General features: G+C 65.5%; 19 protein-coding genes. 8 read left to right on the plus strand and 11 right to left on the minus strand.

What is annotated here, in order from left to right; genetic code table 11:
* Position 1: 1 nt before the first annotated feature.
* A complete protein-coding gene (locus ACIP90_RS16980; RefSeq protein ID WP_400580732.1) occupies positions 2-718 on the minus strand; it encodes a FadR/GntR family transcriptional regulator in 717 nt (238 codons plus the stop codon).
* A 207-nt stretch (positions 719-925) separates the two neighbouring features.
* Between ACIP90_RS16980 and ACIP90_RS16985 the strand changes: the two genes are divergently transcribed.
* Together ACIP90_RS16985 and ACIP90_RS16990 are read left to right on the plus strand one after the other, a co-directional pair.
* Positions 926-1,222: a type II toxin-antitoxin system Y4mF family antitoxin gene (locus tag ACIP90_RS16985; protein WP_400580733.1), complete on the plus strand. Its 297-nt coding sequence runs from the start codon at positions 926-928 to the stop codon at positions 1,220-1,222.
* On the plus strand, positions 1,219-2,457 hold the full coding sequence (locus ACIP90_RS16990; RefSeq protein WP_400580734.1) for a type II toxin-antitoxin system HipA family toxin: 1,239 nt from the start codon (positions 1,219-1,221) through the stop codon (positions 2,455-2,457). Before ACIP90_RS16985 ends, ACIP90_RS16990 begins: the two co-directional genes overlap by 4 nt.
* 79 nt (positions 2,458-2,536) lie before the next feature.
* Here ACIP90_RS16990 and ACIP90_RS16995 read toward each other — a convergent pair whose 3' ends face one another.
* Entirely contained in the window at positions 2,537-3,154 is a 618-nt protein-coding gene (locus ACIP90_RS16995; RefSeq protein ID WP_400580735.1) for a uracil-DNA glycosylase, read from the minus strand.
* Positions 3,155-3,282: 128 nt separating this feature from the next.
* On the opposite strand from ACIP90_RS16995, the gene ACIP90_RS17000 reads away from it, so the two are divergent.
* Complete coding sequence (locus ACIP90_RS17000; protein ID WP_400580736.1) at positions 3,283-3,645, plus strand: VOC family protein; 363 nt, start codon at positions 3,283-3,285, stop codon at positions 3,643-3,645.
* A 1-nt stretch (position 3,646) separates the two neighbouring features.
* On the opposite strand, the gene ACIP90_RS17005 is transcribed toward ACIP90_RS17000, so the two are convergent.
* The 5 genes from ACIP90_RS17005 to ACIP90_RS17025 form a co-directional block, all read right to left on the minus strand.
* Positions 3,647-4,330, minus strand: coding sequence for a response regulator (locus ACIP90_RS17005; protein ID WP_400580737.1), 684 nt, complete (start codon positions 4,328-4,330; stop codon positions 3,647-3,649).
* Positions 4,323-5,525 (minus strand): sensor histidine kinase, encoded by a 1,203-nt coding sequence (locus tag ACIP90_RS17010; RefSeq protein ID WP_400580739.1) that lies wholly within the window; start codon positions 5,523-5,525, stop codon positions 4,323-4,325. The genes ACIP90_RS17005 and ACIP90_RS17010 overlap by 8 nt, the downstream gene beginning before the upstream one ends.
* Positions 5,526-6,128: 603 nt before the next feature.
* Complete coding sequence (locus tag ACIP90_RS17015; protein WP_400580740.1) at positions 6,129-6,482, minus strand: hypothetical protein; 354 nt, start codon at positions 6,480-6,482, stop codon at positions 6,129-6,131.
* A gap of 43 nt (positions 6,483-6,525) precedes the next feature.
* Positions 6,526-6,903, minus strand: coding sequence for a hypothetical protein (locus tag ACIP90_RS17020; RefSeq protein ID WP_400580741.1), 378 nt, complete (start codon positions 6,901-6,903; stop codon positions 6,526-6,528).
* A gap of 119 nt (positions 6,904-7,022) precedes the next feature.
* Positions 7,023-8,513: an amidohydrolase gene (locus ACIP90_RS17025; RefSeq protein WP_400580743.1), complete on the minus strand. Its 1,491-nt coding sequence runs from the start codon at positions 8,511-8,513 to the stop codon at positions 7,023-7,025.
* A 235-nt stretch (positions 8,514-8,748) separates the two neighbouring features.
* Here ACIP90_RS17025 and ACIP90_RS17030 point away from each other — a divergent pair, with 235 nt between their 5' ends.
* The 3 genes from ACIP90_RS17030 to ACIP90_RS17040 are packed head-to-tail and all read left to right on the plus strand — an operon-like array spanning position 8,749 to position 11,323.
* Positions 8,749-9,159 (plus strand): hypothetical protein, encoded by a 411-nt coding sequence (locus tag ACIP90_RS17030; protein ID WP_400580744.1) that lies wholly within the window; start codon positions 8,749-8,751, stop codon positions 9,157-9,159.
* Entirely contained in the window at positions 9,156-10,676 is a 1,521-nt protein-coding gene (locus ACIP90_RS17035; RefSeq protein ID WP_400580745.1) for a DUF4389 domain-containing protein, read from the plus strand. The genes ACIP90_RS17030 and ACIP90_RS17035 overlap by 4 nt, the downstream gene beginning before the upstream one ends.
* Complete coding sequence (locus ACIP90_RS17040; protein ID WP_400580746.1) at positions 10,673-11,323, plus strand: dihydrofolate reductase family protein; 651 nt, start codon at positions 10,673-10,675, stop codon at positions 11,321-11,323. Before ACIP90_RS17035 ends, ACIP90_RS17040 begins: the two co-directional genes overlap by 4 nt.
* Positions 11,324-11,370: 47 nt before the next feature.
* On the opposite strand, the gene ACIP90_RS17045 is transcribed toward ACIP90_RS17040, so the two are convergent.
* A complete protein-coding gene (locus ACIP90_RS17045; protein WP_400580747.1) occupies positions 11,371-11,751 on the minus strand; it encodes an RNA-binding S4 domain-containing protein in 381 nt (126 codons plus the stop codon).
* A 77-nt stretch (positions 11,752-11,828) separates the two neighbouring features.
* Here ACIP90_RS17045 and ACIP90_RS17050 point away from each other — a divergent pair, with 77 nt between their 5' ends.
* Entirely contained in the window at positions 11,829-12,203 is a 375-nt protein-coding gene (locus ACIP90_RS17050) for a PadR family transcriptional regulator (protein WP_400580749.1), read from the plus strand.
* Complete coding sequence (locus ACIP90_RS17055) at positions 12,200-12,616, plus strand: hypothetical protein (protein WP_400580750.1); 417 nt, start codon at positions 12,200-12,202, stop codon at positions 12,614-12,616. The genes ACIP90_RS17050 and ACIP90_RS17055 overlap by 4 nt, the downstream gene beginning before the upstream one ends.
* Before the next feature lie 102 nt (positions 12,617-12,718).
* Here ACIP90_RS17055 and ACIP90_RS17060 read toward each other — a convergent pair whose 3' ends face one another.
* The 3 genes from ACIP90_RS17060 to ACIP90_RS17070 all read right to left on the minus strand — a co-directional run bounded on the left by ACIP90_RS17060 (position 12,719) and on the right by ACIP90_RS17070 (position 14,695).
* A complete protein-coding gene (locus ACIP90_RS17060) occupies positions 12,719-12,913 on the minus strand; it encodes a DUF2795 domain-containing protein (protein ID WP_400580751.1) in 195 nt (64 codons plus the stop codon).
* A 1-nt stretch (position 12,914) separates the two neighbouring features.
* Positions 12,915-13,814: a glycosyltransferase family 2 protein gene (locus tag ACIP90_RS17065; RefSeq protein ID WP_400580753.1), complete on the minus strand. Its 900-nt coding sequence runs from the start codon at positions 13,812-13,814 to the stop codon at positions 12,915-12,917.
* Between the two features lie 221 nt (positions 13,815-14,035).
* On the minus strand, positions 14,036-14,695 hold the full coding sequence (locus ACIP90_RS17070) for a GntR family transcriptional regulator (protein ID WP_400580754.1): 660 nt from the start codon (positions 14,693-14,695) through the stop codon (positions 14,036-14,038).
* Between the last annotated feature and the right edge of the window lie 22 nt (positions 14,696-14,717).

The following is a 14,717-nucleotide window of genomic DNA, read 5'->3' on the forward strand; positions in this document are numbered from 1 at the left end:
GTTATTGATTGAGGATGGAGTCGAGGGCCTCGCCGACGGCGAGCAGGTGGGCGCTCATGGCGGCGCTGGCGTCCGTTGCCGAGCCGGCTTCGATGGCGTCGAGGATCCGCTGGTGTTCGATGTCGGAGGCGTGCTGGCGGTCTGTGACCAGGTTCAGGGTTTCAGACTGGTGGGTCAGGGCGTCGCGGATGTCCGCCACGACGCTTTCGAAGACCTTGTTGCCGCTGGCGCGGGCGATGGCGGCGTGGAAGCCGGAATCGAGCGCCACCCAGGCTTCGGGATCGGTTTCCCCGGCCATGGACGCCACCATGGAGCGGAGGACCTCCAGGTCCTCTGCGGTCCGGCGTTCGGCGGCGAGTCCGGCGGCGGGGACTTCGATGTGCGGCCGCGCCTCGTTGAGGTCGCGGGCCGAGAACTGGCCGAGGACGAGGTCGTTGGCCACGTGGTCCGCGACGACGAACGTGCCCCGCCCGGTGCGCGTCACCGTCAGGCCCAGGGCAGTGCAGGAACGGAGGGCCTCACGGATCACGGATCGGCTGACACCGTACTGCTGCGCGAGGGCAGCCTCGGAACTGAGCTTGGCGCCAACGGCCACCTTGCCGGTTTCGATGTCGGCACGGATGGCGTTAAACACGGCTTCCGCGGCGCTGAGGCGGGCCAGCGGTGCGGGAGTTCCTCCACTTTGCTGTCCGGCTGTCCGGCTGTCTGACAGGTTCACGCTTAAAATATGGCACTGGTCACACTTGGTGTCAACCCCGGGCCTGTATGTTGAAGCGCCAGTCGAAAGGATGAGCGGTGAATCCCGGACGTGGTTCCGCGCACACCGGAACGTTCGTGCCGCTTTGCCGCTTTCCATATCTGCAAAGCGGGTTTAAGCTGGAAAATATCCGGGATCGGTACGAACGTGCCTATAAGGGGCTTCCACTTGGCTGATAATTTTCCAGCAATGCTTGCGGCGGCAGTCCGCGCCCGCCGTGCTGCCCTCCGGCTGAGCCAGCAGGATCTCGCCGCCATGGCCGGCGTGTCCGAGCGCTTTGTGCGTTTCGTGGAGCAGGGCAAACCGAGTGTGCAGCTGGACTCACTCCTCGCGGTGCTGGAGACGCTGGGCCTGGAGCTGCGGCTCGCCACACGGGCGAGGGAAGCGGCCCGCGCACTCGTGAGCCAGCCGCCGTCGCACGTTCCGGCCGACGCGGCAGCCGCGGAAGGGGACGGGCGGCCATGAGGCACCGCATCGCGGACATCTATAAGCGGGGCGTCCTCGCGGCGCGGCTGGAACGGCACGACGGCGGGACCAAATTCAGCTATTTGCCCGCATACCTGCAGAACGGTGGTCCCGCCGTCGCGAGTTCGCTGCCGCTCACGGCGGAACCGGTGCTGTCCGCGGCAGGGGCCGCCCCGCCGTACTTCACCGGGCTGCTGCCCGAGGGCCGGCGGCTGAACGCCCTGCGGAGGTCGATCAAAACCAGCGCGGACGACGACCTCTCCCTGCTGATCGCCGCGGGCGGCAACCCGGTGGGTGACGTGCAGATCGTGGGGCACGGCGAGCCGCTGGATGTCGAGGAGCACGCTGTCGAGGTGGACCCGCGGAAGCCGGTGGACTTCGATGAGCTGCTGGGGGACTCTGGCCTGATCGATCCCGTGGCGCTCGCGGGCGTGCAGGACAAGCTGTCAGCCGGGATGATCTCCATGCCGGTGGCCAGCGCCGGCCGGCGGTTCATCCTTAAGCTCAATGCGCCCGAATTCCCGCACGTGGTGGAAAACGAACTCATCATGTTCCGCTATGCGGCGAAGCTGCGGATTCCGCTGAGCCGGGTGCAACTGATGCGGGACGTCGCGGGCCGGCCGGGGCTGCTCGTGGAGCGGTTTGACAGGGTCCCGCTGGGGGACAGCACCGCGGGCAGCGCTGACCATGTGGCCCGGCTCGCCGTCGAGGACGGGGCGCAGGTGCTGAAGCTCTATCCGGCGGACAAGTACAACGTGGGTTTCGGAACGGTCTGCCACGCGCTCGCCGAGTACTGCGCCGCACCCCTGCCCGCCCTGCGGAACCTGGCCATCCAGGCCGCCTTCGCGTGGCTGAGCGGCAACGGGGACCTGCACGCGAAGAACGTGTCCATGGTGCAGCAGCCACACGGGGAGTGGTCCATCGCACCGGTGTATGACATCCCCTCCACCGTCGTCTACGGCGACAAGACCCTCGCGCTGACGCTCGGCGGCAAGCGCACCGGCATCTCGCGGAAGCACTTCCTGGGCTGGGCCACCGGCCTGGGCTTGACGGAACGCGCGGCAATGCAGGTGGTGGAGCTTGCGCTGAAAGCGGCGGGCCCGCTGCTCGCGGACCTGGAAGCGGGCGCGGCTTTTGCGTCAACGCACGACGGCGGCGGCTCGCCTTTCCCGGACATGGTCACCAGAGCGTGGGTCAAGGAACTGAAACACCGACGGAGGCTGTTGGAGGCGTGAGCCGCGTGCACGGATGAGGTCCCGCGGTCGTGCTTTGCATTTGGTCGGGGACCCTGCAGTTGGTCGGTGCCCTTGGTTGCTAGAGGTGCTGGATGCCTGCCCGCTGCATCGCATCCTTGTAGATGTCCACGCTCTTGGCGAGGAGTTCCTCCTGCTTGGCCTCGGAAACAGCAAAGGCCCGCCCGCCGAGCGCGCTGGCCTTGTAGATTTTGATGCCGTTGTTCTTCAGGGAGGAGTGGTAAGTCTTCTCGAAGAGGGTCAGGAAGGTGGAGGCGTCCGTGCCGTGGGCGATGATGGCCGAGACCCGTTTATTGATTTTCAGGAACTGCCGGAAGGGGCGCAGTCCGTCCGTTTTTTCCTGCACGTTGAGCGCAGACGGCATGTCCGGGTCGCGAACCCAGGGATAAGCGTTCCACGGCATCACATAGCGGGGGTCGAGTTCCGCGAGCTCGTAAATCTGGGTGGCCCGGCGGGCGGCTTCATCGTCATTGAGGTGGGACACGAAGCCGGATTCGGTGCCCTTGCCCGGGCTGACGTGCAGACTGACGATCCGGCACTCGTCCTCGTCGTGGATGGGGTCGATGTAGGGAACGGTGGATCCCGGCTTCTTTTCCATGAGTTCGTCGCAAAGCTGCGTTACCGCCGCGATGTTCGGTTCCTGTAGCAGGGCCTTTTTTTCGTCCCAGTCAATCGTCACGGTCTCTCCCTCAGCAGCAAGGCGTCCAGAATCAGGCGTCTTGTTCCACTGTACGCTTTTGCCGGTTTGGGTGCGCGGGTGATTCCCAACCCCTCGGAACATCGGACACCCCGTGAAAGGATGACGGGATGAAGATCACCCGACAGATTGTCGTCTTCGATACAGCGGATCTGACCGCCGAGAGCACCTTCTGGGCCGGACTCCTGGGTGGCACGGTGGAGACCGATGATGACTGGCACACTGTATACGTCGGGGAAGAGCCCCGGCTGGGCTTTCAGCTCGCGCCCAACCACATTCCGCCTGAGTGGCCCGGCGGGACGCCACAGCAGATCCACCTCGACCTGTACGTCGACGATTTGGCCGTCGCCCATGAGCACGCCATGTCATTGGGTGCCCGGCTGTTGAAGCCGGCAGATGACACCGAATCAGCCGAAGGTTTTCAGGTCTACGCGGATCCCGCGGGGCATCCGTTCTGCCTCTGCTGGGGCTGATTCAGTCCCCGAGCAGGCGGCGTTCGTGAGCAAACGCAACGAGTTGGATCCGGGTCCGGAGCTTCAACTTGTCCAGCACGCTGCGCAGGTGCGTTTTAACCGTCGCCTCAGAGATGAACAGGCCCTCTGCCATTTCGCCATTGCTCAGGCCCTTGGCCGCGAGCAGGAAGACGTCCCGCTCCCGCACTGAGAGGACATCGAGGACCGACAGGTCCGGTCCGGTGGCCGGAGCATTGCGGGCGGCGTGTTCGAAGAGGGAATGGATGGATCCCGGAGCGATAACCGAGTAACCGGAGTGAACGGTGCGGATGGCGGCCAGCAGAAACTCAGGCTCTGCGCTCTTGAGCAGATACCCGCTGGCCCCGGCCTGCACAGCTTGAACCACCGCCTGATCACGGTTGAAAGTGGTCAGTGCGATGATCTTTGGCTTGTCTGTTCCCGCCGCATCGGCTTGCTCAACGATTCTTCGCGTCGCCTCGACGCCACCCATAACGGGCATACGCAGGTCCATCAACATCACGTCCGGACGCCGTTCCGTTGCCAGGGCTATCGCCTGTTTCCCGTCGCCGGCCTCGCCCGAGACTTCCATGTCCTCCTGGCTCTCAACGAGCATCCGGATGCCGGCACGGAATAGGGACTGGTCGTCAACGAGAGCCACCGTGATGCGCGACCCTGCATCAGCCACGGCCGGCCGCTCCCTGTTCAACCGCTTCCCGCCGCGGCAGACCCGTTCCCATCAGAGGCGGTTCCGCTTCCGCAGGAGCTGCATCGTCTTCCGCCGGACAGACGTCCCGGCTTCCGTAAGGAACGAAGACGGTCACCCGGAAGTGTTCCCCATCCGGTCCTGCCGTCAGCCAGCCTCCGGCAAGATGGGCGCGTTCGCGCATGCCGGGAAGCCCTCGCCCGATCCTCGGCTCGGCCTGGTTCCCGAGGCGTTCCTGATCCACGGGCCCGATTGCCGACGCCGCGTGCAGGGTCAGTCCCGGTCCGGTCCAGTCAAAGTGGAGCCTCATGTCTGTACCGCGGCCGCCATGCTTGAGCGCATTCGTCAGGCATTCCTGAACGATCCGGAAAACGGCCAGCTGTTGCCCGGTGGAGAGCTCCACGGGCGCTCCGGATTCGCTGCGGTGGATGTTCAGGCTGCCCCGCTGCATGCTTTCGATCAACGCCTTGATGTCGCTCAGTCGAGGCTGGGGCGTCACCATCCCATCGTCGCGGACACCTTCGATTACTCGCTGGGCGTCCACCAGCGCGCTGCGGGCTGACCGGGCGATCGTGTCCAGTGCGTTGAGGACAGCAGGGGGCTGGTCCCTGCTCAGATATCGCGTCCCGTCGGCCTGTGCCGCTATGACCGCAAGGGAATGGGCGAGGACGTCGTGAAGATCGCGGGCGATGCGTGTCCGTTCCTGCTCCACCACCAAGTCGATCTCGGTTTCCTTCAGGCTGCTCTGCGCGAGTTCGCGGGCACGGAACAGGTTGCCGCGCTCCTGAGCCAAAGCGAGCAGAAGACCGGCGGCCGCGCAGGCCCCCGCAATCAGAAGCAGGAGGGCGAACAACTGCCAGCCATAGGTCATGAGCATCGGCCTGTCACCGTAATGCAAGGGCATGTACCAGCCGACGCCGCCGCCGTACCTCCACGAGAGCATCAGGAAAGTAATGATGGCCGCAAACACCACATTTGCCCCCGCTGCGACGTAGCGCATCCGGCGCGGGGCGGTCCACAGGATGAAGCCGAGAGCGATGAATGAGCCGATATAGATGGCCCAGTGATTGGACGCCATCATCGGGATGGAATGGCTCAGCTGCCCCGCCAGCAGCGCAGCCGTGAACCCCAGAGACACCGCCGGTTGCCACGCTGCCGAGGCAACAGCCAATGCCATAAGGACCAATGGTAAGTTTCCTGACCACCCCAGAAACGACCCTTGCATTCTGCCGGCTTCGGCCACGCACCAGAGGGAGAAGAAAATGACGGCCGCCACGGGGGCGCCCCAACGCCGTGCAATATTCAGAACTGTTTCCATGCCTGCCACCATATCCACGGCAAACAGGCGGAACCCGTCCGATCACGGCAATCTCAACCTAAAAGCCAGACGATTCATTCATGGGGCCAGTTCTTGCCAGCCTTCGAATCCCCACGGCACCAGCTGTGCTGGCGCCAGTGTTACGACCTGCGTGTTGGGTCCGGTTCCGGCAGTCTCGGGCCGGGCTCCGGCAGCGGGCCAGGCGCCGGATCAGGATTCGGGTCAGGGGGCTGCGGAGATGTCGGGTCCGGAGAACCCGGGGCAGGTTCTGGAGAGGTCGGGTCCGGCGGGCCGGGTACCGTGGGTCCCGGCTCACTCGGAAACGGCTCGGGTTCTGGCAGCGGCGGAATGGTCATGGGCTCCCCCTGAATCCTGCTCTGGCATTGGACGGCAATTCCAGACTACGGGCAGTTTGCCTCCGCACAACAGGGCGCTTCCGTTATCAGGGAGGGCCCGCCGTTATTAGCGGTCGATGCCCCAATAGATCCGGATCGCCTCTGCGATAGGGCCTGTGGTGACATCAACCCGGAACGCGACGGGCGCCGTCCCTGTCTCTTCGATGACCGTGTCACGGTACACGCGGCCGTATGACGGGCAGAGCGTATAGAGATCCTCATCTTCGGGCCATGCAGCCAACCCTGCCGGGACAGGGATGCTGCGTCCGTTATAAACGGGGACGCCCTGTGAATTGGCCTGAATCAATCCTTCGTTGCTGACGGTGTTACCGCAGACGCACGTGATGGTGGTGACATCATGATCGATGACTTCGGCGATTTCAGCGTCCATGATGAGCACTCCCGCGTTGGAATAGAACATTCTGTTCTGCTTGTAGCTTATGCCTGCCAGAGCGCTCAAGTGGCTAGAGTGCTGCGCCGGATTTGCCGACTACTGCGGAACTGATCAGGCGCGTCATGCCGGGGATCCCTGCCAGTCGGATCACCGTCCGCCGCATCAGTGCAATGGCGGCTTGGTCCTGCCCGCCGCTTCTATGCCAGCACGGTAATCCCCCCGCTACGAGCTGCAGCCACTGCTTCCTGATATGCACCTCCGGTGGGACGATTCCAGTATGAGCGAGAAACCAAACGCGGCCGATCACGGCCCGCACCAACACGCGCACGCCGCACCGACGACGCAGCAGATACGTACCGTGGGCCAGCGCCGCCGCGACGCGGAGGAGAAGCTGGAACAACACCTTCAGGAAGCGCGCCACAAAGAGCATCCGCAACACAAAGATCATGAGCACCACGATGGGGGCGCCAAGGAGGATGGTCCTAAGGCCGATGGCAAGTCCTGAGCACACCGGCCCGCCCATGCAGCCTGCCAGGACCTGTGGGGCAGGGCGACGGTTGCGCGGCCCTAAACTCCCGGGTCCCGGTGCGTGAACTGCCCCGCGACCAGTGTCGCGGCCACCGGCATTTCGGCGAAGACGGCATCCGGAACAGCCAGCGGGTCGCCGTCGAGCACCGCGATGTCGGCTGGGTCACCGGCCCGGATGCGGCTGCGCCCGCGTGACGAGGCGGCCAGCGCCTCTTCGCGCGTGAGAGCCTGCTCCGGGTGCCACGGGCCGCGGCCGTCCGGGCGGGAGCGGGTGGTCGCGGCAGACATCGCGAGCCACGGATCCAGCGGGGCGACCGGGGCATCGGAGCCGAGCGCCAGGGTTGCGCCGGCGTCCAGCAGCGACCGCAGCGGGAATGCCCGGTCGGTCCGGCCGCTCCAGTTGGACTCGGCGGCGTCGCGGTCGTCCAGGGCGTGCGCGGGCTGAACGCTCGCCGTCAGCCCGAGTTCGCCAAACCGCGCGAGGTCCTCCCGCCGCACAAACTGGGCGTGCTCGATCCGCCCCAGAACACCGGCGGCGGCGAAGGCGTCCAGCGCCACCTTGTTGGCGCCGTCGCCGATCGCGTGGACGGCGGGGACGAAGCCGGTTTCGCGTGCACGCACCAGCAGCTGGAGCAGCTCGGCTTCGCTGACGGTGAGCATCCCGTGGCCGCCGTACGGATACGGGTCCACGCAGTAGGCAGTGCGCGTGTTCAGCGAGCCATCGATGAGCACTTTCAGCGGCCCCACCCGCAACAGTCCGGCCCCGCCGTTGAGCTCCTGGCCGGTGCGCATCCCGGCGGCGGCGGCCCGCTGCAGGTCGTGCGGATAAACGCCCGCGTCCACGCGGAGGGAGCCGAAGCCGCCGGCAAGGCGGCGCAGCCAGACGTCGCGGTTCCAGGTCATTTCGAAGTCGACGATGCCCACAATGCCGCGGGCGGCGGCGGACCGGCCCGCATCCCGTACCCACGGATCAACCACCTCATTCGGCAACCTGCCCAGCTCCCGGGTCACAGCAAACGCCGCATCCTCGCGCAGCAGGCCGCTGGCATCCACCTCCACGCCGTACGTTGAAGCGGCAGCTGAGTTCAGCCACACGCAGTGAAGGTCGTGGCTGAGCAGTGCAGTGGGCTGGTGGTGGGTGGCGGCGTCGAGCATTTCAAGGCTGGGCACATCCGCCCACACCGCGTCCCGGAAGCCGACCCCCACCAACGTGCGGTTCGGGGACGTGCCCGAAAGGCGGGCCCGGACCGCCTCGACGGCGTCTCGCGCTGATTCCGCCTTGGACAGATCGACCCTGTTGGCTGCGAGGGCCCACTGCGTCATGTGCACGTGCTCATCCCACAGGCCCGGGATGGCGAACCGGCCGCCCAGGTCGACCACCGGAGCATCGCGGGGTACCTCTCCTGCGGGTACGACATGGCTGATGACGCCACCGGCAACGCGGATATCCAGCAGCGCCGCCTCCCCGGGCTGCCTGACGGAGGTGAGCAGCAGGTCGGGCGCAGCGGGGTCCGTCGCCTGGGGAAGCATGGGAACAGGCTAGGGGCGGACTGCCCGGGCAGCAAATCCCGCCGGGGCAGCGAAGCCCGCACAGGCCGCCTCTTCACAGTAAGGGCTGGAGGGTGCATTCTGGACCTGAACGCGCGGTTCCGACAGGGACGTCGGGGGAGGAACCGCGGTCCGCTGACGTCAACGGTCTCGCCATATGTGGGGAATGCCATGGCTGCCCGGGCTGTTCCCGCCGAGCAGGAATGGGAACCTCACCGTGGACCGCACCCTCACCCAGCACCGGCTCAAGATCCATGTCCACATCGATGACCACCTGCTGACGGCCAGCATCGAAGTGCGCGGAACCCTGACTGTCGCCAACCTCCGCGCCCTGTACGTTATCGCCCGCAGGACCAGCGCACTGCTGCCCGGCCGCGAGATCGTTATTGACCTCACGCATGCCCGGGCTGCTACGGATGCCGTCAGCGTCCTGCACGATCCGGTCCAGCTCAACAGTCTCGCCATCACTTCCGGCAACAAGGGGCTGCTGTGCCCGCTGCGGATCCTGGACCCCCCGCACATGCACGTTAGCCATCCGCCAGAGCCCACCGCAGCCCACCCGCTCCACGGCGGACCTGACAGGAGGCTGCCAAAGGGTCGGGCCCTCAGGAGGCAGGAGAAAGTATGAAACCCGGCCGCGTCGTGATGCTCGTCCTGGGCACGCTCTCGGCCCTGCTGGGCCTGGGGCTGCTCGCCGCTGCTGCGGGAACCGGATGGCTCAACATCCAGCAGCGCGATGAGGGCTTCTTCACGCCGTCCACAGAGCGCTTCGAGGCCAGCTCCCATGCCATCACTTCCATCGGGCTGGACATCATGGTGGGCCAACGCCTCCCGGACATCATACCGTCGGACACCGCAGGCAGCATCCTCGTCCGCGGCGTATCAGCCACCGCGGGCAAGGACATCTTCATAGGAGTTGCCCGGCAGGAGGACGTGGCGCGGTACCTCGACGGCGTTAGGCGCTCGGAAATCAGGGAGCTCAACCTGCGGCCCTTCAGGGTGGAGTACCGGGACGTTCCCGGTACCAGAACACCAGCACGTCCCACCGCACAGACCTTCTGGGCGGCCTCCGCCACGGGCGCGGGCACCCAGGAACTCCGCTGGGACCTGATGCCTGGCAGCTGGGCGGTCGTGGTGATGAATGCCGACGCCACCGCTCCCGTCGCCGCCGACCTGCAGGGCGGCATCCGCTCGGACCTGCTCTGGCCGCTCTTCGTTGGCCTGCTCATCGCCGGAATCGTGCTGCTGGCCATCGGCGTGCCGCTGATCGTCGCGGGTGCCATGGGGCTGGGCCGCCATGGCCTGCCGCCGCAGCGTCCGACGGCGGGACCTCCCGCCGCTGTCCCCGCAGGCGGCGGATCCCCGTACAGCGCAGGCCCCGCCGGGGGCGGCGTGGCGACGCCACCGCCGCCGTCCGCCGTCGGGCTCTTCTCCGACGCGCCGTACCCCGCCCGCCTCAGCGGCAACCTCGACCCGGCACTGTCCCGGTGGATGTGGCTGGTCAAATGGTTCCTGGCGATCCCGCACGTGATCGTGCTGTTCTTCCTGTGGTTCGCCCTGATTGTCACCTCCATCGTGGCGTGGTTCGCCATCCTGTTTACCGCCCGGTATCCGCGCTCGCTGTTCAACTTCAACGTGGGCGTGCTGCGGTGGAGCTGGCGGGTGTCCTTCTATGCCTTCACGGCCGTGGGCACGGACCGCTACCCGCCCTTCACCTTGGCCCGCACCGACTATCCGGCCGACTTCGACGTCGACTACCCGGAGCGCCTCTCGCGCGGCCTGGTGCTCGTCAAGTCATGGCTGCTCGCCATTCCGCACCTGCTGATTGTGGGGGTGCTGGCCGGAACGAGTCGAGCCTGGGTGGCGTCCGACGACGACTGGTCGGGTTACGGGGCGCGCTATGCAGCGGGCGGCTCCTTTTCGTTAATCGCCCTCCTGACGCTCATCGCCGCCGTCATTCTGCTCTTCACCGGCCGGTACCTCCTGAGCATGTTCGATCTGCTGCTCGGCCTGAACCGCTGGGTGTACCGCGTCACCGCGTATGTGGCACTCATGCGGGACGAGTATCCGCCGTTCCGCCTCGACATGGGCCCCTCAGACCCGGGAGAAGCGGTGCCCAGCAATCCTCCGAAAGGCCAATCATGAAACTCACCGTTCATACATTCGTGACCCTCGACGGCGTCATGCAGGGTCCCGGCGGCAGGGAAGAGGACCCCAGCGGCGGCTTCGAATTCGGCGGCTGGCTCGTACCGTACGTGGATGATGACTTTGGCCGCCTCGTCGACGGCTGGTTCGCCGAGGCCGACGCGATCCTCCTGGGCCGCACCACGTACCAAATGTTTCAGCCCTACTGGGAGCAGGTCACCGATCCGGGGGATGCGGTGGCCGCCGCCCTCAACTCGCTGCCCAAGTACGTGGTTTCCAACACCATCAGCAACCCGACGTGGAACAACACCAGCATTCTCTCCGGCAACTTCCTCGAGGCGATTGATGACCTCAAATCCGGACCGGGCCGGGAACTGCAGGTGCACGGCAGCCACCGCCTGGCCCGGGCGCTGCACGATGCCGGCCTCGTGGACGAATACCGGATCCTCGTATTTCCCCTTGTGCTAGGCCAGGGCAAACGGCTCTTCGAGGGCGGGGCCATGCCCTCCGCCTACACTCTGGCCGGGCACAAGGCCACGTCGGCCGGCGCGGTCCACGTCACTTTGGTCCCCACGGCCTTCGGCGCTGCGGAGCTGGAAGCGGGGGAGTTCGAGGTGCGGGAGGGGCGGGGCCAAATCAAGGAGTAGCTGCATCCGGCGGGAGGGGTCGGGAGCTTCCCGGCCTAAGCGCCGCCTTAACTCCGCCGAAGCCGTTCCATTTCCCGCCGGTCTTTCTTTGTGGGCCGCCCTGCGCCGCGGTCACGCTGTGGCAGGCCAAGCGCAGGGGCGATCGGGCGAGGAGGCGTGTGATCGGTAAAGCAGTGCGAGGCCGCTTCGGCCCCCACGCGCTTGGCAATCAGGCGGCGAACCTCGAGGATGCGCTCATATCCCGGCTGGCGGACCCGGACAGTGTCGCCGGGGACCACTGGCTGCGACGCTTTGGCCGGGTTTCCGTTGAGCCGGACATGCCCGGCCCGGCAGGCGGCTGTGGCCGCTGAGCGTGTCTTGTAGGCACGGATGGCCCACAGCCACGCATCAATGCGGACCGTTGCAGGGGCTGAAGGAAGGCTGCTCATGACTGCTGCCGAGTATAGGCCGTGTTTCCGGCTAGGTACTATATGCCCAGTACTGTACACGGGGTATAGTACCGATCATGGTTAGGCATAAGGAGATTGACGGGACGCTGAGGGACTGGGAAGCGGTCTTCCGGCAGGGAGTGCTGACTTTCTGGACCTTCATCGCGCTGGACGCGGACTGGCATGACGTATCCAGCCTCAAAGTCCGGATTTCGCAACTGACTAACGGAACGTACGATCCGGCCGACCAGACGCTCTACCGCCAGCTGCGGCGCCATTTGGACGTTGGCTTGGTGGACATGCGTCTGGAAAGCAGTCCAGGAGGTCCGCCGAAGAAGCTCTATACGCTCTCCCCGCGCGGGCGAGACGTGCTGGAGCAGTTCACACTCCGGAACATTCAGCCGTTCTCACGGCCTGAAGTCCGAACAGTTATTGAGAGGAAGCCAGCATGAACTTACAGGTCATCCTTCGCACCAACCTCAAGTGGTTTATCCTCATCAACACGATTAGCACGATGGTGTTTCTGCCGCTCATGAATCATGTCGTGGTCAGCGGATCCCAGCTTGGAGCCGCAATAACGGGAATCAGCTACGGGGCTGTCTGGTTTGTCAGCGGTCTTGTGACCGGCATCGCAGACAATGCAGCCACACGCCAATACCATCCGGGCTTGAGCTATGCAGCCTTCTCACTGTGCATCGCCATCCTGGTATTTCTGGCGGGAAAGCTTATCTGGCCCACCATCATGCCGTTGAGCTGGACAGCCGTTCTGGTGTTCTCAGGCGTCTGCGCCGCTGTGGTCGCTCTGATCCAGCTCAAGATCAGGCGGACTGACCAGGGCTACACGGGTAAGGACCTGTTCGAATAGCCTGCTCATGACTGCTGCCGAGTAGCATTCCTGCCAGCGCCCGAAGGCGCGCAGGCAAACCCGGGGCCGCCGCGAGCGACGGCCCCGGGTAGGGCAGGTCGTTCAGGAATCCGAGACGGCTGAGCTGACAGCCGTCGGGCTGTCGTATTCCTTGTCCGGAATGTTTTCCAGGGCGCTGATGACATTCCCGTCCGCGCCTGATTCCTGGGCATGCGCGATGAGGGCATCACGGGTGGCAGGGTAATCGATACCGCCGAGGAATTTCTGAACTTGGATCGGGTTGGGTGCGTCGCTCATTTCAGTTCCTTTCCTTAATGAGGGGTAGGGCGTTTTCTTGCGGAGAGTCTGAGAGGACCACGTTGAAGGCCTCCACCCGGCGGTCCGTAACCGTGGTAGGCGACTCGAGGTGCACGGCGCCTGTGGGCAGGATTCCGGCCCCGCCGTAGGATTCCATGACGCGCCACTGGGCCACGACGTCTTCGCCGCAGTGTTCGGGCGGCAGCTGCTCCCAGAAGCGGAAGCCACCGGCTTCCTCCAGCGCCTCGCGGCGGAACATCGTACAGCCGCCCAGCCACGCCACCTTGTAGGGCAGCCATTGCCCGGGCTCCAGGCCCAGTTCGGCGCTTAGGTGGCTCAGGTTGGCGGCACTGTGCAGAGGCCACCGCTGAAAGGCGGGCTCATCCGGCCGGACACGTTCCGGCATGACAGGCCCTTCCCAGGCAGCAAAAGCCCCGGTCTGCTCGGGCCTGCGGTCTGCAAGATACGAGAGGCCTTGCGGTGCCATGCCCACGAAGCCGCAGCCGAGCTCGTCCAGTGCATCGCTCATCCTTCCCAGGGCGCCGGGCTCCAGCCACACGTCGTCATCGAGGAAGAGCACCTTGTGTGTGATCGCCTGTTCGAGGAGGAACTGCCGGTGTTCCGCCAGGCCCCGGCGGGGCAGGTGCCGGAGCAGAGCGACTTCCGTTCCCTGCGCCCTGAGCACGCGCACGATGGCAGAGACCGGCGCCTTGTCCCAAACAGGTTGCCCGTCTGACTGGTCACTGACTACCAGGCGGAAAATGGGGCCCGGTTGAGCGGCCAGGCCAGCGAGCGTGACGGCCAGTTCCGCCGGTCTGTTGCGCGTGGGGATGAGGATGTCCAGGGACGCGTCTTCGATGGTCTGTCCTGTGGCCCAGCTGGCTGAAGTGTGGCGATTCATGACCACCGCCTTTCCGTGGCCGATTAGTCTGAACGGTGCATTAGTTGGAACGGTGCATTGTTCTGAACGGGGCGTTGTCCTGAAAGGATGCATTGCCCCGAAAGTGTGCATTGTCCAGATACCCCCGCAGCCCGGTTCCTAAACGCGTCTCCGGCGAGTCGCCCGCGAAGGACTCGCCGGAGACCCGCCGGCTGCGCAGCATGCCCTCGGGGGCGAGAAGCCTAGGCCACCAGTACGGCTGCGGCAGAGTCCATGTGTTCGCGGATCGTGTCGCGGGCCAGGGTGGCATCGCCGGTTTCGATCGCGGCCACGATGTCATGATGGCGGGCCACACTCATGTTCTTGACGCCTTTTTCCAGCCCGGCAAACATGATGGACATCCGGATGGATCCTTCCAGCGCTTCCCAGGAGTGAAGCAGAGTCTCGTTGCCCGTGAGGCGGCACATGGTGCGGTGGAATTCGAGATCGGATTCGATCCGCTCCTCAAGGGTGCCCTTGGTTGCATCCTCCATGGCCTGGATGGCGGCGCGGAGCGACTCGATGACGTGCTGTCGGTCCGGCAGTTCACACAGGGTGCGGGCCGCCAGCGATTCAAGGGCAGCCCGCACGGAGTAGATGTCGCGGATTTCCTTGGCATCGAGGTTGCGGACAGAGAGGCGGCCGCGCGGACCTGCCGAGAGCAGGCCTTCCTGCTCGAGCTGGCGAAGGGCCTCGCGGAGGGTTCCGCGGCTGATCTGCAGCATGTCGGAGAGCTCGGTTTCCACCAGATGGCGGCCGGGTTCCAGGGCGCCGCTGGTGATGGCGGCGCGCAACGCGGCCAGCGCCTGCTCGCGAAGGCTCTTCTTTTGCAGTCCCAGCAGGGACGCTGTTGGCGCGGCCATCGATGGTTCTCCCCAATGTTGG

Origin of the sequence: Arthrobacter sp. NPDC093139, assembly GCF_044754165.1 — a bacterium.
In the GTDB taxonomy this organism is placed as follows: Bacteria; Actinomycetota; Actinomycetes; order Actinomycetales; family Micrococcaceae; genus Arthrobacter.

Bases quoted from the DNA above. Each gene is read 5' to 3' on its own strand.
- ACIP90_RS16990 (WP_400580734.1), top strand. From the start codon at position 1,219: ATGAGGCACCGCATCGCGGACATCTATAAGCGGGGCGTCCTCGCGGCG.
- ACIP90_RS17000 (WP_400580736.1), top strand. From the start codon at position 3,283: ATGAAGATCACCCGACAGATTGTCGTCTTCGATACAGCGGATCTGACC.
- ACIP90_RS17010 (WP_400580739.1), bottom strand. From the start codon at position 5,525: ATGGCATTGGCTGTTGCCTCGGCAGCGTGGCAACCGGCGGTGTCTCTG.
- ACIP90_RS17015 (WP_400580740.1), bottom strand. From the start codon at position 6,482: ATGTTCTATTCCAACGCGGGAGTGCTCATCATGGACGCTGAAATCGCC.
- ACIP90_RS17020 (WP_400580741.1), bottom strand. From the start codon at position 6,903: ATGATCTTTGTGTTGCGGATGCTCTTTGTGGCGCGCTTCCTGAAGGTG.
- ACIP90_RS17025 (WP_400580743.1), bottom strand. From the start codon at position 8,513: ATGCTTCCCCAGGCGACGGACCCCGCTGCGCCCGACCTGCTGCTCACC.
- ACIP90_RS17035 (WP_400580745.1), top strand. From the start codon at position 9,156: ATGAAACCCGGCCGCGTCGTGATGCTCGTCCTGGGCACGCTCTCGGCC.
- ACIP90_RS17040 (WP_400580746.1), top strand. From the start codon at position 10,673: ATGAAACTCACCGTTCATACATTCGTGACCCTCGACGGCGTCATGCAG.
- ACIP90_RS17045 (WP_400580747.1), bottom strand. From the start codon at position 11,751: ATGAGCAGCCTTCCTTCAGCCCCTGCAACGGTCCGCATTGATGCGTGG.
- ACIP90_RS17050 (WP_400580749.1), top strand. From the start codon at position 11,829: ATGGTTAGGCATAAGGAGATTGACGGGACGCTGAGGGACTGGGAAGCG.
- ACIP90_RS17055 (WP_400580750.1), top strand. From the start codon at position 12,200: ATGAACTTACAGGTCATCCTTCGCACCAACCTCAAGTGGTTTATCCTC.
- ACIP90_RS17060 (WP_400580751.1), bottom strand. From the start codon at position 12,913: ATGAGCGACGCACCCAACCCGATCCAAGTTCAGAAATTCCTCGGCGGT.
- ACIP90_RS17065 (WP_400580753.1), bottom strand. From the start codon at position 13,814: ATGAATCGCCACACTTCAGCCAGCTGGGCCACAGGACAGACCATCGAA.
- ACIP90_RS17070 (WP_400580754.1), bottom strand. From the start codon at position 14,695: ATGGCCGCGCCAACAGCGTCCCTGCTGGGACTGCAAAAGAAGAGCCTT.